General features: G+C 51.7%; 25 protein-coding genes. 13 read left to right on the top strand and 12 right to left on the bottom strand.

Annotated features, from left to right (window positions below):
* Window positions 1-15: 15 nt before the first annotated feature.
* Complete coding sequence (gene ubiD / locus D6029_RS12150; RefSeq protein WP_167455995.1) at window positions 16-1,509, bottom strand: 4-hydroxy-3-polyprenylbenzoate decarboxylase; 1,494 nt, start codon at window positions 1,507-1,509, stop codon at window positions 16-18.
* A 176-nt stretch (window positions 1,510-1,685) separates the two neighbouring features.
* On the opposite strand from ubiD, the gene rfaH reads away from it, so the two are divergent.
* Window positions 1,686-2,174: a transcription/translation regulatory transformer protein RfaH gene (gene rfaH / locus D6029_RS12145; protein WP_034492129.1), complete on the top strand. Its 489-nt coding sequence runs from the start codon at window positions 1,686-1,688 to the stop codon at window positions 2,172-2,174.
* A gap of 35 nt (window positions 2,175-2,209) precedes the next feature.
* Here the strand turns inward: rfaH and hemB are convergent, their stop codons facing one another.
* The 10 genes from hemB to udp all read right to left on the bottom strand — a co-directional run bounded on the left by hemB (window position 2,210) and on the right by udp (window position 11,341).
* Window positions 2,210-3,232, bottom strand: coding sequence for a porphobilinogen synthase (gene hemB / locus D6029_RS12140; protein WP_120065005.1), 1,023 nt, complete (start codon window positions 3,230-3,232; stop codon window positions 2,210-2,212).
* 15 nt (window positions 3,233-3,247) lie between these two features.
* Window positions 3,248-4,027: a 3'-5' ssDNA/RNA exonuclease TatD gene (gene tatD, locus D6029_RS12135; protein ID WP_120065004.1), complete on the bottom strand. Its 780-nt coding sequence runs from the start codon at window positions 4,025-4,027 to the stop codon at window positions 3,248-3,250.
* A 56-nt stretch (window positions 4,028-4,083) separates the two neighbouring features.
* Entirely contained in the window at window positions 4,084-4,878 is a 795-nt protein-coding gene (gene tatC / locus D6029_RS12130; RefSeq protein ID WP_120065003.1) for a Sec-independent protein translocase subunit TatC, read from the bottom strand.
* Between the two features lie 2 nt (window positions 4,879-4,880).
* Window positions 4,881-5,420 carry a Sec-independent protein translocase protein TatB gene (gene tatB, locus D6029_RS12125; RefSeq protein ID WP_120065002.1) on the bottom strand — a complete coding sequence of 180 codons (540 nt, stop codon included), beginning with the start codon at window positions 5,418-5,420 and terminating at the stop codon, window positions 4,881-4,883.
* Window positions 5,421-5,423: 3 nt separating this feature from the next.
* Window positions 5,424-5,684, bottom strand: a complete 261-nt coding sequence (gene tatA, locus D6029_RS12120) for a Sec-independent protein translocase subunit TatA (RefSeq protein WP_034492140.1) — start codon at window positions 5,682-5,684, stop codon at window positions 5,424-5,426.
* Window positions 5,685-5,769: 85 nt separating this feature from the next.
* Entirely contained in the window at window positions 5,770-7,410 is a 1,641-nt protein-coding gene (gene ubiB / locus D6029_RS12115; protein WP_120065001.1) for a ubiquinone biosynthesis regulatory protein kinase UbiB, read from the bottom strand.
* A complete protein-coding gene (ubiJ, locus tag D6029_RS12110) occupies window positions 7,407-8,012 on the bottom strand; it encodes a ubiquinone biosynthesis protein UbiJ (RefSeq protein ID WP_120065000.1) in 606 nt (201 codons plus the stop codon). Before ubiJ ends, ubiB begins: the two co-directional genes overlap by 4 nt.
* Before the next feature lie 13 nt (window positions 8,013-8,025).
* Entirely contained in the window at window positions 8,026-8,781 is a 756-nt protein-coding gene (gene ubiE, locus D6029_RS12105) for a bifunctional demethylmenaquinone methyltransferase/2-methoxy-6-polyprenyl-1,4-benzoquinol methylase UbiE (RefSeq protein ID WP_120064999.1), read from the bottom strand.
* 91 nt (window positions 8,782-8,872) lie between these two features.
* Window positions 8,873-10,318: a DNA recombination protein RmuC gene (gene rmuC / locus D6029_RS12100; protein WP_120064998.1), complete on the bottom strand. Its 1,446-nt coding sequence runs from the start codon at window positions 10,316-10,318 to the stop codon at window positions 8,873-8,875.
* Window positions 10,319-10,579: 261 nt separating this feature from the next.
* Window positions 10,580-11,341: a uridine phosphorylase gene (gene udp, locus D6029_RS12095; RefSeq protein ID WP_120064997.1), complete on the bottom strand. Its 762-nt coding sequence runs from the start codon at window positions 11,339-11,341 to the stop codon at window positions 10,580-10,582.
* Between the two features lie 279 nt (window positions 11,342-11,620).
* Here udp and D6029_RS12090 point away from each other — a divergent pair, with 279 nt between their 5' ends.
* From D6029_RS12090 to D6029_RS12035, 12 genes are all read left to right on the top strand, one after another.
* Window positions 11,621-12,448, top strand: a complete 828-nt coding sequence (locus D6029_RS12090; RefSeq protein ID WP_120064996.1) for a dienelactone hydrolase family protein — start codon at window positions 11,621-11,623, stop codon at window positions 12,446-12,448.
* A gap of 292 nt (window positions 12,449-12,740) precedes the next feature.
* Entirely contained in the window at window positions 12,741-13,406 is a 666-nt protein-coding gene (locus D6029_RS12085) for a cysteine hydrolase family protein (RefSeq protein WP_120064995.1), read from the top strand.
* A 6-nt stretch (window positions 13,407-13,412) separates the two neighbouring features.
* The gene (locus D6029_RS22520) at window positions 13,413-14,294 is read left to right on the top strand and encodes an oxamate carbamoyltransferase subunit AllH family protein (protein WP_167455994.1); all 882 of its coding nucleotides are present in this window, start codon (window positions 13,413-13,415) and stop codon (window positions 14,292-14,294) included.
* Window positions 14,295-14,385: 91 nt separating this feature from the next.
* A complete protein-coding gene (gene fdrA / locus D6029_RS12075) occupies window positions 14,386-15,945 on the top strand; it encodes an acyl-CoA synthetase FdrA (RefSeq protein ID WP_120064994.1) in 1,560 nt (519 codons plus the stop codon).
* A complete protein-coding gene (locus tag D6029_RS12070; RefSeq protein ID WP_120064993.1) occupies window positions 15,942-17,363 on the top strand; it encodes a YlbE family protein in 1,422 nt (473 codons plus the stop codon). The genes fdrA and D6029_RS12070 overlap by 4 nt, the downstream gene beginning before the upstream one ends.
* Entirely contained in the window at window positions 17,360-18,343 is a 984-nt protein-coding gene (gene arcC, locus D6029_RS12065; protein WP_120064992.1) for a carbamate kinase, read from the top strand. The genes D6029_RS12070 and arcC overlap by 4 nt, the downstream gene beginning before the upstream one ends.
* Window positions 18,336-18,728 (top strand): allophanate hydrolase-related protein, encoded by a 393-nt coding sequence (locus D6029_RS12060; protein WP_120064991.1) that lies wholly within the window; start codon window positions 18,336-18,338, stop codon window positions 18,726-18,728. Before arcC ends, D6029_RS12060 begins: the two co-directional genes overlap by 8 nt.
* A 26-nt stretch (window positions 18,729-18,754) precedes the next feature.
* A complete protein-coding gene (locus D6029_RS12055) occupies window positions 18,755-19,978 on the top strand; it encodes a cytosine permease (RefSeq protein WP_120064990.1) in 1,224 nt (407 codons plus the stop codon).
* A gap of 68 nt (window positions 19,979-20,046) precedes the next feature.
* Window positions 20,047-20,955: a LysR substrate-binding domain-containing protein gene (locus D6029_RS12050; RefSeq protein ID WP_120064989.1), complete on the top strand. Its 909-nt coding sequence runs from the start codon at window positions 20,047-20,049 to the stop codon at window positions 20,953-20,955.
* 186 nt (window positions 20,956-21,141) lie between these two features.
* The gene (locus D6029_RS12045; protein WP_120064988.1) at window positions 21,142-22,014 is read left to right on the top strand and encodes a hypothetical protein; all 873 of its coding nucleotides are present in this window, start codon (window positions 21,142-21,144) and stop codon (window positions 22,012-22,014) included.
* Between the two features lie 4 nt (window positions 22,015-22,018).
* On the top strand, window positions 22,019-22,474 hold the full coding sequence (locus D6029_RS12040; RefSeq protein ID WP_120064987.1) for a hypothetical protein: 456 nt from the start codon (window positions 22,019-22,021) through the stop codon (window positions 22,472-22,474).
* Between the two features lies 1 nt (window position 22,475).
* Window positions 22,476-22,940, top strand: coding sequence for a DUF1240 domain-containing protein (locus tag D6029_RS12035; protein ID WP_120064986.1), 465 nt, complete (start codon window positions 22,476-22,478; stop codon window positions 22,938-22,940).
* A gap of 147 nt (window positions 22,941-23,087) precedes the next feature.
* On the opposite strand, the gene metE is transcribed toward D6029_RS12035, so the two are convergent.
* Window positions 23,088-25,349, bottom strand: coding sequence for a 5-methyltetrahydropteroyltriglutamate--homocysteine S-methyltransferase (gene metE / locus D6029_RS12030; RefSeq protein ID WP_120064985.1), 2,262 nt, complete (start codon window positions 25,347-25,349; stop codon window positions 23,088-23,090).
* Window positions 25,350-25,399 lie beyond the last annotated feature (50 nt).

Here is a 25,399-nt window from a genome sequence, read left to right as displayed (position 1 = left end):
GTTAAAAATCGCCACTCAGGCGTTTTTACTGTCGTCGAAAATAGCCAGTTCGTCCCAGATTGCATCAATGCGTGCGCATACTTCTGCATCTTTCTTAATTGGACGACCCCACTCACGTTGGGTTTCCCCTGGCCATTTATTGGTGGCATCCAGTCCCATTTTTGAGCCAAGGCCAGAAACCGGCGAGGCAAAATCCAGGTAATCGATCGGCGTGTTTTCTACCAGAACGGTATCGCGCGCCGGATCCATACGCGTGGTGATGGCCCAAATCACATCGTTCCAGTCACGCGCGTTAACATCGTCATCACATACAATGACAAACTTGGTGTACATAAACTGCCGCAGGAAAGACCAGACGCCCATCATCACGCGCTTGGCGTGGCCTGCGTATTGCTTCTTGATCGTCACAACTGCAAGGCGATAAGAACAGCCTTCCGGCGGCAGATAAAAATCGACAATTTCCGGGAATTGTTTCTGCAAAATCGGCACAAACACTTCATTAAGCGCCACACCCAGAACCGCAGGTTCATCTGGCGGGCGTCCGGTATACGTTGAATGGTAAATCGGATTCTGGCGCTGGGTAATATGCGTCACGGTAAATACCGGGAAGTCATCTACTTCATTGTAGTAGCCAGTGTGGTCGCCATATGGCCCTTCAGGCGCCATTTCGCCCGGTTCGATGTACCCTTCCAGCACTATTTCAGCACTGGCAGGCACTTCGAGATCGTTTGAAATACACTTCACCACTTCCGTTTTGGTGCCACGCAACAAACCGGCAAAGGCATATTCGGAAAGCGTATCTGGCACAGGTGTGACCGCGCCGAGAATGGTTGCCGGATCAGCGCCTAATGCTACAGAAACCGGGAAGCGTTCACCGGGATGTGCCGCACACCATTCCTGGAAATCCAGCGCGCCGCCGCGATGCGACAGCCAACGCATAATCAGTTTATTTTTGCCGATAAGCTGCTGGCGATAAATGCCCAGATTCTGGCGCTCTTTATGCGGCCCGCGCGTGACGGTTAAACCCCAGGTAATCAGCGGCGCGGCATCTTCAGGCCAGCATTGCATAATAGGAATGCGCGTCAGATCGACCTCATTTCCTTCAAAGATTTGCTCCTGACAAGGGGCATTACGCAGCCGTTTGGTCGGCATATTCAGGACTTGTTTGAACTGCGGAAGTTTATCGAATAAATCGCGGAACCCTTTTGGTGGCTCGGGTTCTTTCAGGAAGGCCAGTAACTTACCGACTTCGCGCAGTGCAGAAACATCTTCCTGCCCCATTCCCATCGCGACACGCTTTGGCGTACCGAACAGGTTGCACAGCACCGGCATGTCGTACCCTTTTGGGTTTTCAAACAGCAGTGCCGGGCCATTGGCGCGCAAAGTACGATCGGCAATTTCAGTCATTTCCAGGTATGGATCGACTGGCATCGCGATACGCTTAAGTTCGCCGCGTTGTTCGAGTAGTTCCAGAAAGTCGCGTAGGTCGTGGTATTTCATGCAATTAATCGTAGTCAGGATTTTGCGGTCATTATACGGTCTTCATGCATAGCATGCTGTATTTTTGTTAATAACGAGTAAATGCTTACCTGGTGACCGATCGGTGAAGGGTTATACTTGTGCTGTCTATCCCTCATAACGGCCTTTTGCTATTCTTCCACGGTTGATTAGGAAAAAGAGACATTATGGAATCCTGGTATCTGCTCTACTGCAAACGGGGTCAATTACTGCGGGCGCAAGAACATCTTCAGCGCCAGGAAGTTAATTGCCTCACCCCGATGATCACGCTCGAAAAGATCGTGCGAGGCAAACGCACTGCGGTCAAAGAACCATTGTTCCCAAACTATATGTTTGTCCAGTTTGACCCTGAAACTATCCACACCACGACCATCCATTCAACACGTGGTGTCAGCCATTTCGTGCGCTTCGGTGCTCAGCCAGCGACCGTTCCGGCTGATGTCATCGAGCAACTGGTGAATTACCAGCCTGAGAATGTCACCGATCCCGAAACGCCATATCCTGGCGATAGCGTGGTGATAACAGAAGGGGCATTTGAAGGGCTGGAGGCGATTTTTGGTGAACCGGACGGCGAGGCCCGATCCATGCTGCTGCTGAATCTGTTAAATAAACAGGTTATGCAGAGTGTGAAGAATACCGACTTCAAAAAGAAATGAATAAGGCCAGCGAATGCTGGCCTTATTTTTAGACTCTAACGCTGCATTTGCTCGTCGTGCAACCACTGCGCGACACGCTTCGAGAAATAAGTCAGCACACCGTCCGCGCCCGCACGTTTAAAGCACAACAGTGACTCCATAACAGCCGGTTTTTCTGCCAACCAGCCGTTTTGAATCGCCGCCATATGCATCGCGTATTCGCCAGAAACCTGGTAAGCGAAAGTCGGCACACCGAAAGTATCTTTCACGCGACGAACCACATCCAGGTACGGCATACCCGGTTTCACCATCACCATATCCGCACCTTCTTGCAGATCCTGCGCGACTTCCTGCAAGGCTTCATCGCTGTTCGCCGGGTCCATCTGATAGGTTTTCTTATTGCCACCTTTCAGATTGCCAGAAGAACCAATCGCATCACGGAATGGGCCGTAATAGCAGGAAGCGTATTTGGCGGCGTAAGACATGATCTGGGTATTCACAAAACCATCGAGTTCAAGCTGGTCGCGAATCGAACCAATACGGCCATCCATCATGTCGCTTGGGGCGATGATTTCAGCGCCCGCTTCTGCATGAGACAACGCCTGGCGCACCAGAATTTCGCGGGTAATGTCGTTGATAACATAACCGTCTGCGTCGATAACGCCATCCTGCCCGTGCGTGGTATACGGATCCAGCGCGACGTCAGTCAATAAACCTAACTCTGGCACAGCATCTTTCAGTGCACGCACTGCACGTTGCACCAGGCCATTCGGGTTATACGCTTCTTCTGCGTGCAGTGATTTACCCGCGCTCTCGATAACCGGGAACAGAGACAACACCGGCACACCCAGCTTGGCAACGGCTTCCGCCTCTTTGAGCAGCAAATCGATAGTCATGCGGTAAACACCCGGCATTGACGCTACTTCTTCCTGGCGGTTCTGACCTTCCATCACAAACACCGGATAGATAAGGTCGTTAACCGTTAATTGATTTTCGCACACCAGGCGGCGGCTGAAATCGTGACGACGGACGCGGCGCATACGGCGACCAGGAAACGTACCGGGAAATGCATAGCTCATTGATTCTCTCCTGATTTAAGCCAGCCGGAAAAGACGGCGGGCATTGTCATCTGTTACTTGCGCAAGCCAGGCGGGATCTTCTCCACGCCATTCAGCTACCTTATTCAGGATATGAGGCAAGTAGCAGGGTTCGTTCCGCCGGGAAGCAGGTTTTGGTTTTAGATCCCGCGGTAACAAATAAGGGGCATCGGTTTCCAGCAACAACTGATGCGCTGGGATAACCGGTAACAACTCACGTAATTCAAGGCCGCGACGTTCATCGCAAACCCAACCGGTGACGCCAATAAACAGTCCACGCGCTAAACATTCGCGGGCCTCGTTTTCGGTGCCGGTAAAACAGTGCAGCACCACACCGGGCAATTTATCGAGCCACGGATCGAGCAAGGTAATAAAGCGTTCGTGGGCTTCGCGGCAGTGTAAAAATACCGGCATCATCAGGTCTGCCGCCAGGGCCAATTGTGCGGTAAAAGCGCGTTCTTGTTCGGCAGGCGTTGAAAAGTTACGGTTGAAATCCAGGCCACATTCGCCGATAGCCACCACTTCAGAGGCACTCGCTAGCTCACGAATGGCTACTGCCGTTTCGTCTTGCCATTGGCTGGCATCATGCGGGTGAACACCTGCGGTGGACCAGCAACCCTGATACTGTTTCGCCAGGGAAAGTGCCTGCTGACTTTCGTGAAGGTTGGTCCCCGTCAGCAACATTCCGCTAACCCCAGCCAGTTGTGCTCGGGCGACAACATCCGCATGGTCTTTGGCAAATTGTGAACTGGTAAGATTTACACCGATATCAAACATAGCGCCTTCTGATTTGTGCCTTGCAAACGACGACCGCCCTGATGGGCGGCCTGAAATTATGACTCTTTTTTAGAGTGTTCGTCTTCTGCTTCTGGTGCGTCTTCCGGGTCATCTTCCTCGCCACGCCTACGTCCTTTACCGACATAGAACCGCGAGAAAAACACGCCAATTTCAAACAGGCAGTACATCGGAATCGCTAGCAGAGTTTGCGAGAACACATCCGGCGGCGTGAGCAACATCCCCACCACAAAGGCACCGACTAAAATGTACGGACGCTTCTTCTTCAACTCTTCCGGTGTCGTTACACCCATCCAGCACAGCAAAATAATGGCAACCGGCACTTCAAACGCCACCCCAAACGCCATAAACAATGCCATGACAAAATCGAGGTATTTCGTAATGTCGGTCGACACGATAACGCCAACTGGCGCTGTTTTGGTTAAGAACCCAAAGGCCAGCGGAAACACCACGAAGTAAGCAAAGGCGATACCGATATAAAACAGCATCGTGCTGGAGAACAGCAGCGGCATCACCAGTTTGCGTTCATGCTTATAAAGCGCTGGCGCGATAAAGGCCCAGATTTGATAAAGAATCACCGGTGCGGATAAGAACACAGCGACATAAATAGTCAGTTTAATTGGGGCAAAAAACGGTGACGCGACATCGGTCGCAATCATCGTCGACCCAATCGGCATTTGCTTAATCAGCGGTGCAGAGACGATTTGATAGATGTCATTGGCGAAGTAAACCAGTGCCAGGAAAATCACCAGCACAGCGATAATGCTATTTAACAGTCGCTTGCGTAGCTCTATCAGATGGCTGATAAGCGGTTGGGTATCTTCAACGGCCATGTTTACGGTTTATCACTCGAAGGTTGAGAAGAAACTGGAGTTTTAACTGGCTCTGCGACAGGTTTGATCTGAGGCTGAATTAACGCTTCAGCGGCCTCGGAGAAAGCAGCTTCAGGTTCCGGTGCTTTCTCCGGCGCACTGGCCTGATGTGCAGCCGCGGCTGGAGTCACACCGTCGTGGCTGTCCTCAGCATCTTTGACCAGCGGATTATGGATGGTATGAGCCTCGTCACTCGCCTTTTCAGGATCAAGGGTATACGAGCGCTTCATAGATTCAGCCGCCTGACGCAGCTCATCCATTGATGCTTTCAGCTCCGGAGTGAGGTTATCCATGCTCGCTTTTTCAACCTTTTTCAGGCTGTCTTGCAGCTCCTGGATTTTCAGCTCCTGAACCAGTTCATTTTGTACGGTTGTCGCAAGTGAACGCAGGGCGCGCACCCAGCCGACAACCGTTTTAACGGCCACAGGCAAACGTTGTGGCCCGAGAACAATCAGGCCAATCACGAATACCAGTAGCAGCTCACTGAAACCAATATCGAACACGGTTTACACCTGCTCTTTATCGTTGCTCTTTGCTTCGTCTTTCTTCACTTCGCCAGGCTGCTTATCAGCAAGCGTTTTCGCTGTGAAATCAGCATCCTGAACGGATTTATCTTTCTCTTTATCTTCATCATCGCCCATCGCTTTTTTGAAGCCTTTGATGGATGCGCCCAAATCAGAACCGATAGAACCCAGTTTCTTAGTGCCGAACAGCAGAACGACGATTACGGCAATGATCAACAATTGCCAAATACTGATACCACCCATAGTGTTGCCTCAGAGTCATAATGATAAAAAGAATAACGGTGCATATTGTACCGCACGTTGTCGGTTAAAAACGATTAAAAACAACTCAGGCCGAGCGCCGCCAGCCAATCAGCCAAGTCACAATGCCGCCAGCCATTATCCAGGCAGGCATCAATTCCCACTCTGGCTTATTAATTAACAATAACGTGCCGCTTATCATCAGCGTGGCACCAATGCCGAACAGGTAGCGCGATTGTGCCTGGCGCACCTGATTGCGTTGTAAGTCGCGCGTTATTTTATCAACACTATTCTGCAATTGTTTACCCTGGCGCAAACTGTCGTACATCAGTTCCGGCAGTTCTGGCATTTTTTCAATCCAGAACGGGGCTTTCTCTTTAAGAGTACGAATAAGTGCCGGTATACCAACCTGATCTTTGATCCAGTCTTCCAGGAAAGGTTTCGCTGTTTTCCATAAATCCAGCTCGGGATAAAGCTGTCTTCCGAGCCCTTCAACATAAAGAAGCGTTTTCTGGAGCAAAACGAGCTGCGGCTGGACTTCCATATTAAAGCGCCGTGCCGTGTTGAACAGGTTCAGTAACACGTGTCCAAAGGAAATCTCTGCCAGCGGTTTCTCGAAGATAGGTTCACACACAGTGCGAATCGCAAACTCAAAATCTTCAACGTTGGTATCCGGTGGCACCCAGCCAGAATCCACGTGCAACTCCGCCACTTTGCGATAATCACGGTTAAAGAAAGCGATGAAGTTTTCTGCCAGATAACGCTTATCTTCTTTGTTGAGCGAGCCAACAATGCCGCAGTCGATACCGATATATTGCGGATCTTCCGGGTGTTCATAACTGACAAAGATGTTGCCAGGATGCATGTCGGCATGGAAGAAGCTATCGCGGAAAACCTGAGTGAAGAACACCTGCACACCGCGTTCTGCCAGCAGTTTCATGTTGGTGCCTTGCTTATGAAGCATCGCAATATCAGAAACCGGAATACCGTAAATACGTTCCATCACCATCATGTCCTGACTGCAATAATCAGAGAACACTTCCGGCACATACAGCATCGGGCTGTCTTCAAAATTGCGGCGCAACTGAATAGCGTTCGCTGATTCACGTAGCAGATTCAGTTCATCAATCAGCGTTTTTTCATATTCACGCACCACTTCCAGCGGACGCAAACGGCGGCCATCAGGCAAGAGACGTGGCACCCATCGCGCAAGGCGATAGATGAGTTTCATATCAGCTTTGATGATGGGCAAAATATCCGGGCGGATTACTTTGATAACCACTTCACGGCCGTTTTCTTTCAGGCGCGCCGTGTGAACTTGAGCAATCGAAGCTGATGCCAACGGCGTGATGTCAAAATCATCGAACCAGGTTTCGACAGGAATATTCCCCATCGCTTGCTCGATTTGTTTTTTGGCTAATGCCCCATCAAACGGTGCCACACGGTCCTGCAACATCGCGAGTTGATCGGCGATTTGCGGCGGGAAAAGGTCACGACGCGTTGAAAGCATCTGCCCGAACTTAATCCACACCGGCCCCAGTTCCTGCAACGCCAGGCGTAAACGCTCGCCAAGGAGCTTGTCTTTATGACGATTTGGCATCCAGAACAACAGCTTGCGCCCAAAGCGCAATGGCAGTGTCAGGCGGATTTTGGGAATCAGTTCATCCAGACCGTAACTCAAGAAAGTGCGGATAATGAAATAGAGGCGGCGCATTTCTCCAGGCGTCATTTGTTCTCCAGTTTGTCCAGTCGCGCAGCGAGTGCGTCAACATTGCGTTCGACTGCTGCCGTTTCCTCGGCAAACCATGCGACTTCCAGCGACCCAGGAGCCATCTTCCACTCTTCAGTTATCGCTTCTGAAAGGTATTGTTGGTTACGGGTAAAGCCTTTTTTTAGCAATTTACTGCCGCCGCGAATCACCTTGCCGATGCCTTCCGCAGCAATGTCGCCAATATACGGAGCCAACAATTCTGCCGGGTCAAATTCAGCAAGGTCCATCAACGCAACCCAATTCTGAACGACCTGAAGATCGCCTTCCACTTCCAACTCACCGCTGCGAATCAGCGCCGTAAGCTGCTGCCTGTCGCGCAATTTTGGCAAGGTGCTGAGAGCCGTTTTCACCACACAATCAGCGTCACCTTCCCATTGGCCCAGCACATCAATTTGCTGCTCGCTAAAGACTAAAACGAGGGGCGAAGAGAACTCTTTAAGCTCGACGCGCAACACCTTGCCTATTAAGCGCTGACGTGCCGCTTTTAATCCCCGGTCACGCCAGAGAAAGGTATTAAGGACACTTTCAATCCCAGCAGTCATCAGAGGTGTAAAAGGCATCACGAACTCCCTGTCAGAATTTATAACCACGGTGCAGAGCAACAACGCCAGCGGTCAGATTGAAGTATGTGGTGTTTTCAAAGCCCGCATCTTCCATCATCGCTTTCAGCGTTTCTTGATCCGGGTGCATGCGAATCGACTCTGCCAGGTAACGGTAACTTTCTGCATCTTGTGCCACGATTTCACCGATGCGCGGCAAAATGTGGAATGAGTAGGCGTCGTATGCTTTGCTCAGAGGCTCGATAACCGGTTTGGAAAACTCCAGCACCAGCAGGCGGCCACCTGGTTTTAATACGCGGTACATAGAACGCAGCGCTTTCTCTTTATCGGTCACATTACGCAGGCCGAAAGAGATAGTGATGCAGTCAAAGAAATTATCCGGGAATGGCAGCGCTTCGGCGTTAGCCTGAACATAGTTCACGTTGCCAACTACACCGATGTTGCGCAGTTTTTCACGCCCCATTTTCAGCATTGAGTCGTTGATATCTGCCAGAACCACTTCGCCGGTTTCGCCGACCAGACGGGAGAATTTCGCCGTTAAATCACCGGTGCCCCCAGCCAAATCGAGAACGCGCTGACCACGACGAACACCGCTGCAATCAATGGTGAAACGCTTCCAGATGCGATGGATGCCGAATGACATAAGGTCATTCATTACGTCGTATTTTGCGGCCACAGAGTGGAACACATTAGCGACCATATCGGCCTTTTGCTCTTTCGCTACGGTGCGAAAACCAAAGTGTGTTGTTTCCTGGGATTCTTCAACCATCTCAATGCCTGCTTATCCAAAATTTGTTTGTGAAGTGTAACAGAATGGGGCCTAAAGCCCTATGCTTCAAGCTGCAGGGTTTAACCGAAGCTTAACGCTCACCAACGATTCGTCGGTTCTCTAAACTGTTCTCACCGTTGCTTGCTAAGTTGTTTTCTTCGTCGTTTTCATGACGTTCAAGGCCGATATTCTCTTCGTCCTCAAGCCTGGCCTGCTCGACTAAATCGGGATTAATCTCACGTTTAACTTCAACGCCCAGGCCACGAAATGCATCGGCCTGAGTCAGAATATTCCCGCGACCTGAAGCGAGTTTTTTCATCGCCTGTCGGTAGTTATCCTGCGCTTTATCGAGGCTCTGGCCGATCGCCGACATGTCATCAACAAAGAGGCGCATTTTGTCATAGAGACGGCTGGCTCGTTCGGCAATTTGTTGCGTATTGCGGCTTTGGTGCTCATAACGCCACAAATTGGCAACCGTTCTTAACGCCACCAGCAATGTGGTCGGGCTGACCAGCATGATGTTGTTTTTCAGCGCTTCGCTAATCAATTCAGGCTGGCGGTCAATCGCCAGTAAAAATGCGGGTTCGACGGGGATAAACATCAGCACGTAATCCAGCGAACGCAGCCCCGGCAACTGCTGATAATCTTTGCGCCCCAATAGTCGAATGTGGTTACGCACTGCAGCAATGTGCTCGTTGAGCGCACTTTCTCGCGTTAATTCGTCATCGCCGTTGTAATAACGCTCGTAGGCCACCAGCGTCATTTTGGCGTCGATCACCACGTCTTTGCCCTGCGGCAAACGCACGATCACGTCCGGCTGCATGCGGCTGTTATTTTCGAGCTGAATATTCACCTGAGTTTCGTATTCATAACCTTCACGCAAACCGGAGGCTTCCAGTACGCGGGTCAGCACCACTTCGCCCCAGTTCCCCTGAGTTTTATTATCGCCTTTCAACGCTTTGGTGAGGTTCAACGCCTCTTGCGCCATTTGCGCATTCAACTGCTGAAGGTTACGGATTTCATGGGACAGCGTGTGTCGCTCGCGGGCTTCTTGCCCAAAACTATCCTGAACCTGGCGACGGAAACCATCCAGTTGCTCGCGTAAAGGCGAAAGTAAGCCGTTCAAACTTTGGCGGTTTTGCTCTTCAACTTTGCGGCCGCTTTGCTCAAAAATTCGGTTAGCAAGATTTTCAAACTGCTCGCTCAGGCGCTGTTCGCTGTTAAGCATCTGGCGATGTTTATCGTCAGCATTTAGACGGGTTTGTTCCAGCAATGTGGAGAGTTCGCGGATATCCGCTTCCTGGGCGCTGTTGATTTCAAGCTGGGTGCGCAATTCGCGATTGAGTTGCTCGCACTCTTCTTTCCAGTGCTGATTTTGCTGCAACTCTTGCCGGGAGGCAGTCAGTTCGCCGTAGATTTCTCGTTGTTCTTCATACAGAGCGGATTGCCGCTGCGCTGCCCGCAAACTTGCCAGCAACCAGCCGGTCAGAACCCCAACCAGCGCAATACCAGTCCCGAATAAAATAGAAATATCCACAGTCACTCCCACAAAGTCATGCAGTACCCAAAATAATTCGAGTGGCAGGAAGGCGGCGACGCAGTGAATCCCCGGGAGCTTACTTGAGTAAGTGACTGGGGTGAGCGAGGAAAGCCAACGCACATGCAACTTGAAGTATGACGGGTATAAACATCAGCAAAATAAAATTCTGCTGTATAAATGTCCAGATGAAAAGGGATTTCCTGCGAGGTGTTACGCAAAGCGAAAAAAATAAGCCGGCTTTCACCGGCTTTGGGGGAATTAGATCAGGCGGCGAGCCGCTTCCACAACGATTTTAACCGCATGGCTTTCGGTTTTCTTCATGGTTTCAGCGTTAGGAATTTCTTGCTGAGTACGGTTCACGATGACACCGGCAACCATACCGGCACGCAGGCCCTGGCTTGCACACATGGTCAACAGCGTGGCGGATTCCATTTCATAGTTCATCACGCCCATCTGCTGCCACTCTTCCATAGAACCTTTGTAGCGACTGACTACGCGGCCTGAGAAGGTGTCGTAACGTTCCTGACCTGGGTAGAAAGTATCGGAAGAAGCTGTCACGCCAATGTGCGTGGTGGCGCCGATAGATTTCGCCGCTTCAACCAATGCGGTGGTACACGCAAAGTCAGCAACCGCCGGGAATTCCATTGGTGCAAAGTGCAGGCTGGCACCATCAAGGCGCACAGACGCTGTAGTCACCAGAACATCGCCAACATTAATATGCGGCTGAATCGCACCGGTGGTGCCGATACGCAGGAAGGTGCGAATGCCCAGTTGCGCCAGCTCTTCCACCGCGATAGAAGTCGATGGGCCGCCGATACCGGTCGAGCAGACGATCACTGGCTTGCCGTCCAACTCTGCACGCCAGGTAGTAAATTCACGGTGGGCAGCCAATTTGACCGGCTTGTCCATCAGTACAGCGATTTTTTCAACTCGCTCAGGGTCGCCCGGGACGATGGCAAGTGTTGCCCCCTGTAGGTCGCTTTTAGTGAGGCCGAGGTGAAAAACATCAGACTTGGACATAACAGACTCCTCTGTTTAATAGGTTGGCTTGCATTGCTTGGAGGTACTGTACAGAACCTCGGCAAAGAATTTCGTGACGCAATTCACTTTGAATGAAACAAGTTACATTATTTTCAACCGCAATAGTGATGACAATCACACTTAATGGGCTAGATATTCATCGTTCAGATATAAAAGATACGATTGATTAACTTTACCCAAAATCATTCGAGTTGTTGGGGGGTTGGCTATAGTTATCGCATTGCGCTTGAAACATTGATGAATAAATGGAGCTCGCTTATGAAAGAACAACAACCGACAGGTCAATCGCCGGGCGGAAATTTCGCGCCAGCGGCCTCCCCTCTTGCATCCACTGTGTTACATACCTCGAATGACGGAATTCTGGCAGGGGAAACCTCGATTCCGACGCAGGGCGAAAGTATGCCCGCTTATCACGCTCGCCCGAAGCATGTTGAAGGATCATTACCTATCGTAATCGTCGTTCAGGAAATTTTCGGCGTACATGAACATATTCGTGATGTCTGCCGCCGCCTGGCGCTGGAAGGCTATCTCGCCATTGCCCCGGAACTCTATTTCCGCCAGGGCGACCCGAATGATTATGCCGATATCCCTACGCTGTTCAGCGAACTGGTGTCAAAAGTGCCCGATGCGCAGGTTCTCGCCGATCTCGATCACGTCGCCAACTGGGCGGCAAGAAACGGCGGCGACGCGCATCGTTTAATGATTACCGGTTTCTGTTGGGGCGGGCGCATTACCTGGCTATACGCCGCGCACAATCCGCAGTTGAAAGCGGCGGTGGCGTGGTACGGCAAACTGGTGGGCGAGAAAACGCTAAATTCATCGCATCATCCTGTCGATGTCGCCATTAATCTGAACGCGCCCGTGCTGGGTCTTTACGGCGGGCAAGATACCGGAATCGCGCTGGATACCGTGGAAACCATGCGCCAGGCGTTACGCGCGGCGAATGCCAGTGCAGAAATTGTCGTTTACCCGGAAGCTGGCCATGCTTTTAATGCCGATTATCGCCCGAGCTACCATGAAGAATCTGCCAAAGATGGCTGGCAGCGGATGCTGCGCTGGTTTGAGCGTTACGGCGCGAAGAAGTAACGGATTTCGCCCTGGTACTACCGGGGCATTTTCCCTATCAATAATAAGTGTATTGGCTCACACTCTTGAGTCTGCATTTTTTGCTCCAGCCACCTTCCAGCATCAAAAAATTTGCCGCAGTAAATATCGGCATGATCTCGCCCACACTTTGCTTTTTAAGTTTTAACCTTCCCTCCCTGAATCAAAATTTTCGTTGCTGCGCGCCAAACTATTTAGCTTTTTAACTCTTCACATCTCCTCAATACTCACCGCAGACACAACGAATTCTCACTTGGTAAACAGGAGATTTACGATGACCCACGCTTTTGAAGCCCAACCTTTTTCTCTGCCGTTTGATCCTAAAACCACCGCGCTGGTCATGATCGATATGCAGCGCGATTTTGTCGAAGCCGGTGGTTTTGGCGAAGCGCTGGGTAACGATGTTTCCCTGGTGCGTAGCGCTATCGAGCCGTGTAAACGCGTGCTTGATGTGGCACGTCAAAAAGGTTTGATGGTGATTCACACCCGCGAAGGCCATCGCCCGGATCTCACTGATTGCCCACCTGCCAAACTGACTCGCGGCGGCATGACTTTTATCGGTGAAAACGGCCCGATGGGTCGCACGCTGATTCGCGGCGAAGCCGGTCACGACATCATTCCTGAACTGTACCCAATCGCTGGCGAGCCGGTGATTGATAAGCCCGGCAAAGGGGCTTTCTACCAAACTGACCTGCATTTGATTTTGCAAAATAGCGGCATTAAAACGCTGATTGTTTGCGGCGTAACCACCGAAGTTTGCGTGACCACTACGGTGCGTGAAGCCAACGACCGTGGCTTTGAATGCATTATTCCTGAAGATTGCGTTGGCTCGTACTTCCCGGAATTCCAGAAGTACGCGCTGGAAATGATTAAAGCTCAGGGCGCGATTTTTGGCTGGGTGAGCGATGCCAACGCGATTATTTCCGGGCTGAAAGGCTAAGTCACGATGGTCGCCGTCGCGCTTCCTGTGATCTCGATGGGCTATCTGGCTGCCAGCCGGTTAGCTCAAAAACAGGTTTCGCTTCGCCTGCATAGCGCCTTTGAATCGGCGCTGAATATGGTGGCGGAAGACGGCGAATTGCTGACGTTGCTGTGTGCCATAAAGTACCAGCAACTACCGGATGCGATACGCGTCGATTTGCCGCCCGGTTGGGACTGGCGTCTACAAACCCGCCCCAACGAGCCGTTCATCTGGCGTGACGGAATTCTTACCACGCAACGCTTGAGCATCAGTTTGCGAGGCAGCGCGCAATGGCAGCCTGAGTGGCCAATGATAGCACAAGTTAAACAAGGCTTGCCTGGCGCGCTGACTCACTACCAAACCCTGACTCAACAGTTGCGCCATTATTGCCAGCAACAGCACATCAACAGCGTGTTGCAGCTCTTGCCGCAAGAGTGCCCGCAAGGTCTGGCGGTGAATCTGACGGCGAACGACAGCCGCGAAATGATGGACGCACAACTGGCAAAAATTATCGGTTTTGGGCACGGCTTAACGCCCGACGGTGATGATTATTTGCTGGGTTATCTGGCGGCACTTTGGTCATGGCGAGAAGTAGAAGGCATCGCGTTACATTGGGAAAACCTGCAAAACGCAGTCCCGCCGCTGCTTTCACGCACTAATGACATTAGCCGCCATTACGTGACTCGCGGGCTGGAAGGGCATTTCTCCGAACCGATTTACCAGCTTATTCAGTTGCTCTACAGCAACGCCCAAACAACGCAAATTCGCACGGCAGCGCTTGGCGTTATGCAGTTTGGCAGTTCATCTGGCGTGGATTGCCTGGCCGGGTTGCTACATGGGCTGCGAACGCTAAAAGCCACACTTTAAATTCTTACCGCAATCGAAAGACACCGCTCAATCGGTGCGGCAACGCTTTGCCTGAATTCACCTTCAGGCGGTTAAACACAGGTATTAAAACATGAGCATCATGCATAAAGTTTTTGCCAGGTTGTATCAGGATTCCGTTTCCCTGATGCAGATTTCGGCGCAAATCAGCAAGCTTCCGGGCATTGTTCAGGCCTCGGTGGTGATGGGCACTGCGACGAATCTGGAGCAGCTTCACGACGCGGGTTTAGGGGAGAATTTCAACGCCGGGCCAAACGACCTGATTATCGCCTTGATGGGCGAAGAAGACGCCTGCAACCAGGCGCTTGAGTTGGCGCACCAGCGCCTGAACAGCAAACCAGACGAAGGCAGCAACAATGGTGTTCGCGCACCTGATCTGGTCAGTATCGAAATGGCGCTGGAAAAAGAACCCGAAGCCAATCTGGCACTGATTTCTGTACCGGGCGATTACGCCGCCGCTGAAGCCATCAAAGCGCTGCAACTGGGCATGAACGTGATGATGTTTAGCGATAACGTCAGCGTCGCCCAGGAAAAGCAGATCAAGCTGTTGGCGCAGCAAAAAAACCGCATGGTGATGGGGCCGGATTGCGGCACCGCGATTATCAACGGCATGCCGTTGGGTTTTGCTAACGTGGTGCAGCGTGGCGCGATTGGCATTGTTGGCGCGTCCGGCACTGGCGTGCAGGAAGTGACGTGTCGTATCGACCAGTTGGGCGCGGGAATTTCCCAGGCGTTGGGCACCGGCGGGCACGATCTCAGTGAAGAAATCGGCGGCATTTCAATGCTGTTCGGCCTCAATGCGCTAGCTGAAGATCCTGAAACCAAAGTAATTGTTTTAATTTCCAAACCCCCAGCTCGCCCGGTCGCGGAACAAATTCTCAAATGTGCGCAAGCCGCGAACAAACCGGTGGTAGTGAATTTCCTCGGCGCTAAAGCTGAAGAAATCACGCGCCCAGGTGTCACCGCCGCCAGCACTCTGGCAGATGCCGCAGAAATTGCCGTCGCCTTGCTGAAAAACCGCTCGCTTCCAACAACCGTTGCGCATCTTGACCCGCAACACGTCGCCATGCTGAACAAGCATTCTCAAATGCTGGATGCAAAACGCACCGCGATTCGCGGCGTGTTTGCTGGCGGCACTTTCTGTTTTGAAAGCCAGTTGATTTGCCAGCAACAAGGCCACACCGCGTACTCCAACACGCCAGTGGCAGGCAACAGCAAGCTCGCGGACATCTGGAAAAGCCAGGGCCATACGCTGATTGATATGGGTGATGATGATTTCACCCGTGGCCGCCCGCACCCGATGATCGACCCTACACTGCGTAACCAGCGCATTCTGGCGGAAATCGCCGATGCTGAAACTGCTGTAGTGCTGTTCGATTTAGTGCTGGGTTACGGCGCATCCAGTGAACCGGCAGCAGAACTGCTTGAGCTGCTTTCACAAACCGACAAACAGCACGCACCGCTGTTAATCGCGCACGTTTGCGGCACTGAAGCCGATCCACAACAACGCTCACAACAAATTAATGCGCTGCGCAATGCGGGAATTATCGTCGCCGATTGCAACGCTCAAGCCGCACTTTGGGCAAGCCATGTCGCAAACAGCCAGGCGCAGAAGAAGGAAGCTAACGCATGAATACCTTATTTAATCAGCCTTTGAAGGTCGTCAATGTCGGGCTGCAAAGTTTTGCCGGTAACTTGCAACAGGTCGGTGGCGATGTGACGCCATTAAGCTGGCAGCCACCCGCTGCAGGCGATGTTCAGGCGGGTCTGTATTTGGCCGCACTGCTGCGCCATCCGTTAGTTGAACAAGCCAACCAAATCGCCTTTGAACGTTATCTCAGCGCTCAACCCGTTTTGGTTGATGTAATGGAAGCTCGTGAAGCGATCCCAGCCATGGCGCAGCGCAAATTGATTCTGCACTCTGGCCCACCGATTAGCTGGGCAAATATGTGCGGCCCGGTGAAAGGGGCGATTGTGGGTGCCATTCTTTTCGAAGGCTGGGCGACCACGCACGAAGCCGCTGAATTAATGGCTCATAACGGCGAAGTCGACCTCGAACCTTGCCACCATTATCACGCCGTCGGCCCAATGGCGGGGATTATCAGCCCGTCGATGCCGCTGTGGGTGATTGAAAACAAAACCAACGGCCAACGCGCATTCAGCAACTTCAACGAAGGTTTGGGCAAGGTTCTGCGCTTTGGCGCCAATAACGACGAAGTTCTGCAACGTTTGCACTGGATGCGCGAAGAACTCGCCCCGGCGCTAAAAGCCGCCGTTGGTGAACTCGGCGAGCTGGAACTGAAACCGTTGATGTCGCAAGCGCTGCATATGGGTGATGAAGTCCATAACCGCAATGCCGCCGCCACTGGCCTGCTCTGCAAGCGCCTGTTCCCGGCACTTTTGGCCTGCAATTTGCCGCCCGATCAGCTCCAGCGCGTGGTGGCGTTTATCACCAGTAACGATCACTTCTTCCTTAACTTATCGATGACCGCCTGTAAGTCGATGATGGACGCCGCCGCCAATGTACCGTTCAGCTCCATGGTCACGGTGATGGCGCGTAACGGCGTGAACTTCGGCATTCGTTTATCCGGCCTTGGCGACCAGTGGTTCCAGGCTCCAGCCAATCCGGTGGAAGGGTTGTTCTTCCCGGGTTATGGCGTAGACGATGCGGCTGCGGATCTGGGCGACAGCGCGATTACCGAAACCGCAGGCGTCGGTGGCTTTGCGATGGCTTCTTCACCGGCCATCGTGAAATTTGTTGGCGGCACGCCGGACGATGCCACCAACAACAGCCGCCGTATGCAGGCCATTACCATTGGCGCAAACCAGGCATTCACGCTTCCGGCATTGAATTTTGCGGCCACTGCCGCAGGCATCGACGCGCGTAAAGTCGCAGACCGCAGCATCCTTCCGATCATCAATACCGGCATCGCCCACAAACAGGCAGGCGTTGGGCAAATTGGCGCGGGCATCACTACTGCTCCGCTGTCATGTTTTGTCGATGCCATTCAGGCGCTGGCGCAAGCCGTTGCCGCAGGAGAATCAGCATGAGCAAACCTTTAGCTGTCGTCGCCGTTGGTGGTAACGCGCTGATTCAGGATGACCAACACAACAGCATTCCTGACCAGTATCAGGCGGTGGTCGAAACCGTTACGCATGTCGCCGAAATGATTGAGGCGGGCTGGGATTTAGTACTGACGCATGGCAACGGCCCACAGGTCGGCTTTATTCTGCGCCGCTCCGAACTGGCGGCAGAAGAAGTGTCCCCGGTGCCGCTCGATTACGCCGTCGGCGATACCCAGGGCGCGATTGGTTACATGTTCCAGAAAGCGCTGCATAACGAACTGCAACGCCGTGGCATCAGCAAACCGATTGTGACCGTGGTGACGCAAACTCTGGTCAGTAAAGACGATCCGGCCTTTAGCCACCCGAGCAAACCGATTGGCGCGTTCTTCGATCTGCAAACTGCCGAACTGCGTCAACAGCAACTCGGCTGGACGATGATGGAAGACGCGGGTCGCGGCTGGCGTCGTACCGTGCCGTCCCCTGCTCCGCTGGAAATCATCGAACGCGACACCATCGCCCAGTTATTGAAACAGGGCTGCATCGTGATCTCCTGCGGTGGCGGCGGTATCCCGGTGGTGCGTGACGCACAGCAGCAATTGCACGGCGTGGAAGCGGTGATCGACAAAGATCTGGCGTCTGCTTTGCTGGCGCAACAGCTCGGTGCCGATCTGCTGCTGATCCCAACCGGCGTGGATAAAGTAGCGATTAATTTCGGCACGCCTGAACAACGCTGGCTGGATGAGCTTTCCCTTCCGCAGGCCGAAGCGCTGATCGCGCAAGGGCAATTTGGCGCAGGCAGCATGCAGCCGAAAGTCGAAGCGATTGTCGATTTTGTTAGCGCAAGCCAACTCGGCGGCAAAAATGCCAGCGGTTTAATTACCAGCCCGCAGGCGATCAAAGCCGCGTTAAATCACCAGAACGGCACCTGGATTACCTCTGTTAACAAGGAAGAACATCATGACTGATACCACTCTGGTCGCCGTGAACGGCACCTTAATGCGCGGCCTGGAACTGAACGTCAACATGCTTAAAGTCGGCGGCGTATTTGTACGCGAAGATTACACCGACGCCCATTACCGCATCTGGAGCATCAACAACAAACATCCTGGCATGGTTCGCGTCAGCGAAGGCGGCACCTCTGTGGCGCTGGAAGTCTGGGAATTGCCGATGGCCTCTTTTGCCGCGCTGTTACTGAGCGAGCCTGCGGGCTTATGCATTGGCAAAGTGAAACTTGCCGACGGCAGCGAAATGCTCGGCGTGCTGGCGGAACCGTGGCTGACCGAAGGCCAAAAAGAGATCACCGAAATGGGTAGCTGGCGCAAATATACCGGCCACTTTCATATTGCCTGAGTCGTCTCACGTAAAAGGAGTTCGTCATGCGTAAAACAGAAGAAAGTCCAGGAACCGCATCAGGCTTGCGCATTGCCATGATTTTGCTTGGTATTGCCGTCACGCCCGTGCTGCTTTCATCATCAAGCCTCGGCAATCAGCTCTCCAGTTCCGGGCTGATTAGCGTGGTGATTATCGGCGGGTTAATTCTCGCCATCCTTTCGGCGATCACCATTAGCGTGGGCGAAAAAGCGCGGATGCCGACTTACGGCATTGTGAAATATGCTTTCGGCGAGCAAGGCGCGATTGCGATCAACATTTTGATGGCGATTAGCTTGTTCGGCTGGATTGCGGTGACCGCCAACATGTTCGGCCATTCGGTGCATGATTTGCTGGCGCAGCATGGGCTGGAGCTACCGGTGCAACTGCTGGTGGCGGCGGGATGCGTGATTTTTGTCGCTTCGACCGCGTTTGGTTTTGCGGTGTTGGGCAAAGTGGCGCAGTTCGCGGTGCCAGTGATTGCGCTGGTGCTTTGCTACATCCTGTATGTTGCAACGCATACCGAAGTCGCAGCCCCTGCGGCGATCATCAGCATGAACACCGGCGTGGCGGTTTCGACCGTCGTAGGGACGATTATCGTGCTGGTCGCCACCCTGCCCGATTTCGGCAGCTTTGTGCATAACCGCAAACACGCGTTAATTGCCGCAGGTTTAACATTCCTGATTGCTTATCCGCTGCTGTATTGGGCGGGTGCAACGCCAAGCGCCATTAGTGGGCAAGGTTCGTTGCTGGGTGCGATGGCGGTGTTTGGTGCGGTTCTGCCAGGCGCGCTGCTGCTGATTTTTGCTTGTGTCACCGGCAATGCCGGGAACATGTTCCAGGGGACATTAGTGGTTTCCACGCTGCTGACCCGCTTCCCGAAATGGCAAATCACCATCGCACTTGGTGTGCTGGCGGCGATTGTCGGCAGCATGGATATCATGGCGTGGTTTATTCCATTCCTGCTGTTCCTCGGGATTGCCACTCCGCCCGTTGCCGGGATTTACATCGCCGATTTCTTCCTTTATCGCCGTAACGGTTATGAGGAAAGCGTGTTAACCCGCGAGCCACAAATCAAAGTGCTGACGTTTGTCGCCTGGGTTATCGGTTCGGCAGTGGGCTTTATGACGGTGAAAGGGTTGTTCACACTCACCACTATCCCGTCTCTGGATTCCATTCTTGTGGCCTGCATCGCTTATGCCGCGTTAAGCCGGATGAGTAACAACAAGTAAATCCCGGGTATAATACAGTGACCTGGCTCAGAACGAGTCAGGTCACTTAACGCCTGACCGGGAACTCTATGTTTATCTCTGACGAAACCATCCGCATTGTTCATCTTGTTGCTAAATATCAGAGCATTACCACTGCTGCCGAGCAGTTAAACAAGGTGCCGTCGGCGATAAGTTACACCATCAAAAAAGCGGAAGAAAGCATCGGCGCGGAGCTGTTTATCCGCAAAGGCCGCTATATCGAACTCACACCCGCTGGCAATTACTTCATAGAACACAGCAAAACGATTCTTGGTGACCTCGACGCACTAAAACGCAACACCGTATTGATTCACGACGGCGTGGAGCGCGAGCTAACTATTGCGGTAAACAATATTATTCCCACCGCCACGCTGGTGGAATTTATCCGCGATTTTGAACGCGAGTTTTCCTCCACGACGCTGACGATTAATCTCGAGGTGTACAACGGTTGTTGGGATGCGCTTTATAGCAAACGGGCGGATCTGGTGATTGGCGCGCCACACGCGGTGCCGAGCACCGAAGGAATCATCAGCGAGCCAATCGGCCAACTGGAGTGGGATTTTGTCGTCGGCCCCGAGCACCCGCTCGCCAGTCATTCACAACCACTCGAAAACGCCGAACTGCGCCATTTTTCTGCAATCTGTATTCGTGATACCACGGTCAATCTTGCGCCCCAACAGGCCTGGCTGCTGGAAGGGCAAAAACCACTATTTGTGCCGAACTTCGCCACCGCTATTGCGCTGATTCAGCAAAACGTTGGCATCGGATATATTCCGCACCATTTAGCCTTGCCGCTGCTCAATAACGGCTTATTACTGAAAAAGCCAATGCAAGAACATAAACACGCCACCAAACTATTTCTCGCCGCCCGTTCCGACGGAATGGGAAAAGTCAGCCGCTGGTGTATGGATTACTTATTGCATCCGGCAGTAAGGGCGAGATTGAGCGGGGGGAATTAGAAATGCATTTACTTACAGACTTTGAATCTATTATATATTTCATCAATAAAAATTTGAATGGGCATTAATAATATAAATAATTCATTGTCAAATCAGCCACCATAAACAAGTTGCATCCCTTTATTATTGAGAACAGAATTTGAAAACTGTTTCATCAATACTTCAGCATGATAAAGGGAATAAATCATGTCATATCTCCGTCCATCTTCGGAAAAGCCCAAAGACTATTTACGAGACGACCACACCTTTAGCTCATATCCCAGTATGAACCCCGTTTTGCGTGATATGGCTGTGATGAATGAATCATTTATCACCGAAAATCATTACATCACGCTGCTAACATTCGATGAAGCCCAGAGCATAACGGACGAACTACTTGGCAATATGGATCATTTCTTTTCTTATCGGGCTGGCCCCGGAAACATTAAAGATGGTCTGGATGGTTTTAGAACCATCGGTAAATTGATGACTTATCATAATGAATTTGGAAAACTCATTATCCGATTTCAGTCATTGGGTATGCGAGCGGTAAAATGCAGCGTGGGCGGAAAGGATTATATTAAGCTGACCGGTTATCCCGCCATGCGTAGAATTCTTAATGGTACACGATATAGTCTGCGTAACCCGCAAATACTGGAAATGGGTATTGGAATACGCGGGCTTGGTATCTCAATAGTTAAAGGTGCAAAATTTTGTATTTGCTGCTCACTCGCATGGCGTGCCGTTGAACTGATATTTAAATCTGGTTATGACCTGGTTGGTTTTTTGGTAGATGTCACGATGGATGTGGCGAAAATTATTGTTTCTAGTGTTGCGATTGGGGTTGTGGGTGGAATTGCTGTTTTGGCTAGTTCGCCAATAGCATTAACGGCAGCAATTATTATCATTGCAGGGATAGCTCTGAATAAAGGACTCAATGTTTTAGATGACAAACTTGGTTTGTCTGCCAGTTTAAAAGTAAAACTACGGATTGCATTAGCAGAAGAACAGCGCATGAAAGAGTGGAATCAAAAGCATTCATCTACATTTCTTAACTTATTAGCCAATACATCAGATTAATCACATGAAAAAAAACAGCACTTCACAATGGGTAATATATAAAGGCGCTTGTGTTTTCTCAATAATGATATTTATGTTTTTTATTTACGCAATAATTTTTGGCGGCACATTTAATGAACTACAATCCTTAATCAAACATGGAGATATAATACATATCTACAGCCAAAGCATTGCGTGTGCTTGTGGTATTCCAATCTTCACCTGTGCTATTTTCTCCGCCTTCCGCGGGCTTATCACGAAAGGAACCACACCACCTAAAAAACTGACATCTATTGGTTTGATCTGGGGGTGCATTAGTATGGCCATAGCTATGGCAGGAGTAGTTGGAACAATATTAACCCCTATTGGATTAATGTTTTCATCCTATAGCAACTGCCCTCAGGAAAGACTCACTTCATATTATGTTATCAATTTAGAATTATGCGAACATATCAACCCTCAAAACGGGAACCTGGAATAATATGAATAAAGAAATTATTTTAGAATGGTTACTATACCGTGGCGCGGCTGTCATTATGATTCTACTAATGTTCACTTTACTCTATTTCATATTATTTTCCGTACCACTGTACGATCTCCGCTCATTGTTATTACATGATAAAATTATTATTTATCATGCTAAAGCCGTCGCTTGTGTTGGCGCCATACCTCTTTGTATCTATCTTATATTCGTTGCCCTTAGAGTATTATTTACCAAAGGAATTAAACCACCAACAAAACAAACCTCTATTGGAAAGGTGTGTAGCGGCTTTAGTGTCATTGCAACTTTCTTATCACTCATCATCGCATTCCTAATTCCCATCGGCCTGATGTTTACACCTTACCACAACTGCCCTCAGGAAAAGCTCGGTGCTTATTATGTTACTGATTTAGAACTCTGTGAGAATATTGATCCCAGAAACTGGAAGATAGAGAAGAAGCGGTAACGCTCTTAAAGTGGGTTTAAAAACGCCCTCACCCCAGCCCTCTCCCTGAGGAGAGGGAGAAAACCAGATAATTCCCTCTCCCTGAGCAGAGGGAGAAAACCAGACAGTTCCCTCTCCCTGGGGAGAGGGTTAGGGTGAGGGTAAAACTTAAGCGCTACGCAGGTTCTGGGCCGCTTTCACCATGTTTGCCAGAGCCTGGCGGGTTTCCGGCCAGCCGCGAGTTTTCAGGCCGCAGTCCGGGTTCACCCACAGGCGTTCTGCGGGAACGGACTCTGCCGCTTTCTTCAACAACGCTTCAATCCATTCCACGCTTGGTACGTTTGGCGAGTGGATGTCATACACGCCCGGCCCAATTTCGTTCGGATATTCAAACTCTTTAAACGATTCCAGCAAGTCCATGTCGGAACGTGAGGTTTCGATGGTGATAACATCCGCATCCAGCGCGGCGATGGAATCCATGATGTCGTTGAATTCGCAGTAACACATATGCGTGTGGATCTGCGTGTCGTCACGCACCACGGCGGCGTTCAGACGGAAGGCTTCCACGCCCCACTCCAGATACGCCTGCCAGTCGGACTGGCGCAGCGGTAAGCCTTCGCGCAATGCCGGTTCGTCAATCTGGATGATACCGATGCCTGCGGCTTCGAGATCGGCCACTTCGTCACGCAACGCCAGCGCGATCTGTTTCGCAATGGTTTCGCGGCTCACGTCTTCGCGTGGGAATGACCAGCAAAGAATCGTCACCGGGCCGGTCAACATGCCTTTTACCGGTTTGTCGGTCAGGGATTGCGCGTACTTCGCCCATTCCACGGTGATCGCTTCCGGGCGGCTGATGTCGCCAATCACAACCGGTGGTTTCACGCAGCGGGAACCGTAGCTTTGCACCCAACCGTTTTGTGTAAATACGAAGCCGTCGAGGTGCTCGCCGAAGTATTCCACCATGTCGTTACGCTCGGCTTCGCCGTGAACCAGCACGTCCAGACCTAAACGCTCCTGCTCGGCAACCGCCTGTTTGATATGTTCAGCAATCCCGGTGCGATAGTTGTTGGCATCCAGATTTCCCTTTTTGAAGTCGAGGCGCAGACCGCGAATTTCAGTGGTTTGTGGGAAAGAACCAATGGTCGTTGTCGGCCACGCTGGCAGGTTAAAACGCTGGCGTTGCGCCACGGCGCGAGCGGTGTAATCGCTCTGGCGTTGGCTGTCCTGCGCCGTAATTGCCGCCAGACGTTTTTCCACCGCCGCGTTATGTACGCGCTGTGAATGGCGGCGAGCCTGAATCGGCGCACTCCACTCCACCAGTTTGGTGGTATCGCCACTGTTTAACGCTTCAGTCAGCAATGACAGCTCGGCACATTTTTGCAGCGCGAAGGCGAACCAGCTTTTGACTTCCGTATCCAGGCGCGTTTCCACGCTCAGGTCGATTGGGCTGTGCAGCAATGAACAAGAAGAAGCCACCCACAATTCGCGTTTACCCACCAGATCTTTCAATTGGGCAAATTTCTCGGTCAGATCGGCGCGCCAGACGTTACGGCCGTTGATCACGCCTGCAGACAGCAACCAGTCGGCTGGCAGTTGCTGATGCAATGCGTTGATATCATCTTTGCCGTGCACGAAGTCCACATGCAGGCCCTGCACCGGAAGCTGGGTAATGGTATTCAGGTTTGGCGTGACGCCTTCAAAATAGGTGGTCAGCAGTAGTTTTACGTTGCCGGTTAGCGCATCGTACGCCGGTTTAAATGCCTCCAGCCATTCCTGTGGAAGCTCCAGCACCAGCGCAGGCTCGTCGATTTGTACCCACTCGATGCCACGTTTTGCCAGTTCCGCCAGCACTTGCTGGTAAACAGGCAGAATGTCTTTGAGCAGGCTCAGGCGGTCAAACTGCTCGCCTTTCACTTTACCCAGCCACAGATAGGTTACCGGGCCAAGGAGTACAGGTTTCACGTTGTGTCCCAGCGCCAGCGCTTCATCAACTTCATCCAGAAGCTGCGTCCAGGTCAGTTTGAACTGCTGGCCTTGGGTGAATTCCGGCACCATGTAGTGATAGTTGGTGTTAAACCATTTGGTCATTTCAGCGGCGGCGGCTGGCGTACCGGTTGGTGCGCGGCCACGACCCAGGCGGAAAAGAGTGTCGATATCAACGCTGCCGTCCGCGTTCTGATGACGAGCCGGCACATTGCCAAGCAGCAAGCTGGTGGTCAGAACGTGATCGTACCAGGCGAAATCGCCCACTGGCAGCAATTCCACGCCAGCTTCCTTTTGTTGTTCCCAGTGACGGGCGCGCAGTTCACGGCCCACCGCCAGTAATTCTTCCTGAGTGGAATTACCCGCCCAGTAACTTTCTTGTGCTTTTTTCAGTTCGCGACGCAGGCCGACACGAGGAAAACCGAGGGTGTGATTAAGAATTGTCATTTTATGCCCCTTGATGAATTTTTCGGATATAGCCATCCAGATGTTTACAC

This window comes from Buttiauxella izardii (assembly GCF_003601925.1).
In the GTDB taxonomy this organism is placed as follows: domain Bacteria; phylum Pseudomonadota; class Gammaproteobacteria; order Enterobacterales; family Enterobacteriaceae; genus Buttiauxella; species Buttiauxella izardii.
The sequence above is the reverse complement of the archived record's forward strand: the minus strand, read 5'-3'. Positions and strand labels throughout refer to the sequence as shown.

Bases quoted from the DNA above. Each gene is read 5' to 3' on its own strand.
- udp (WP_120064997.1), bottom strand. From the start codon at position 11,341: ATGTCCAAGTCTGATGTTTTTCACCTCGGCCTCACTAAAAGCGACCTA.
- fdrA (WP_120064994.1), top strand. From the start codon at position 14,386: ATGAGCATCATGCATAAAGTTTTTGCCAGGTTGTATCAGGATTCCGTT.
- D6029_RS12050 (WP_120064989.1), top strand. From the start codon at position 20,047: ATGTTTATCTCTGACGAAACCATCCGCATTGTTCATCTTGTTGCTAAA.
- D6029_RS22520 (WP_167455994.1), top strand. From the start codon at position 13,413: ATGGTCGCCGTCGCGCTTCCTGTGATCTCGATGGGCTATCTGGCTGCC.
- D6029_RS12085 (WP_120064995.1), top strand. From the start codon at position 12,741: ATGACCCACGCTTTTGAAGCCCAACCTTTTTCTCTGCCGTTTGATCCT.
- metE (WP_120064985.1), bottom strand. From the start codon at position 25,349: ATGACAATTCTTAATCACACCCTCGGTTTTCCTCGTGTCGGCCTGCGT.
- D6029_RS12040 (WP_120064987.1), top strand. From the start codon at position 22,019: ATGAAAAAAAACAGCACTTCACAATGGGTAATATATAAAGGCGCTTGT.
- D6029_RS12090 (WP_120064996.1), top strand. From the start codon at position 11,621: ATGAAAGAACAACAACCGACAGGTCAATCGCCGGGCGGAAATTTCGCG.
- hemB (WP_120065005.1), bottom strand. From the start codon at position 3,232: ATGAGCTATGCATTTCCCGGTACGTTTCCTGGTCGCCGTATGCGCCGC.
- tatC (WP_120065003.1), bottom strand. From the start codon at position 4,878: ATGGCCGTTGAAGATACCCAACCGCTTATCAGCCATCTGATAGAGCTA.
- ubiB (WP_120065001.1), bottom strand. From the start codon at position 7,410: ATGACGCCTGGAGAAATGCGCCGCCTCTATTTCATTATCCGCACTTTC.
- tatA (WP_034492140.1), bottom strand. From the start codon at position 5,684: ATGGGTGGTATCAGTATTTGGCAATTGTTGATCATTGCCGTAATCGTC.
- arcC (WP_120064992.1), top strand. From the start codon at position 17,360: ATGAGCAAACCTTTAGCTGTCGTCGCCGTTGGTGGTAACGCGCTGATT.
- D6029_RS12060 (WP_120064991.1), top strand. From the start codon at position 18,336: ATGACTGATACCACTCTGGTCGCCGTGAACGGCACCTTAATGCGCGGC.
- tatD (WP_120065004.1), bottom strand. From the start codon at position 4,027: ATGTTTGATATCGGTGTAAATCTTACCAGTTCACAATTTGCCAAAGAC.
- ubiJ (WP_120065000.1), bottom strand. From the start codon at position 8,012: ATGCCTTTTACACCTCTGATGACTGCTGGGATTGAAAGTGTCCTTAAT.
- D6029_RS12035 (WP_120064986.1), top strand. From the start codon at position 22,476: ATGAATAAAGAAATTATTTTAGAATGGTTACTATACCGTGGCGCGGCT.
- D6029_RS12045 (WP_120064988.1), top strand. From the start codon at position 21,142: ATGTCATATCTCCGTCCATCTTCGGAAAAGCCCAAAGACTATTTACGA.
- D6029_RS12055 (WP_120064990.1), top strand. From the start codon at position 18,755: ATGCGTAAAACAGAAGAAAGTCCAGGAACCGCATCAGGCTTGCGCATT.
- rfaH (WP_034492129.1), top strand. From the start codon at position 1,686: ATGGAATCCTGGTATCTGCTCTACTGCAAACGGGGTCAATTACTGCGG.
- ubiE (WP_120064999.1), bottom strand. From the start codon at position 8,781: ATGGTTGAAGAATCCCAGGAAACAACACACTTTGGTTTTCGCACCGTA.
- D6029_RS12070 (WP_120064993.1), top strand. From the start codon at position 15,942: ATGAATACCTTATTTAATCAGCCTTTGAAGGTCGTCAATGTCGGGCTG.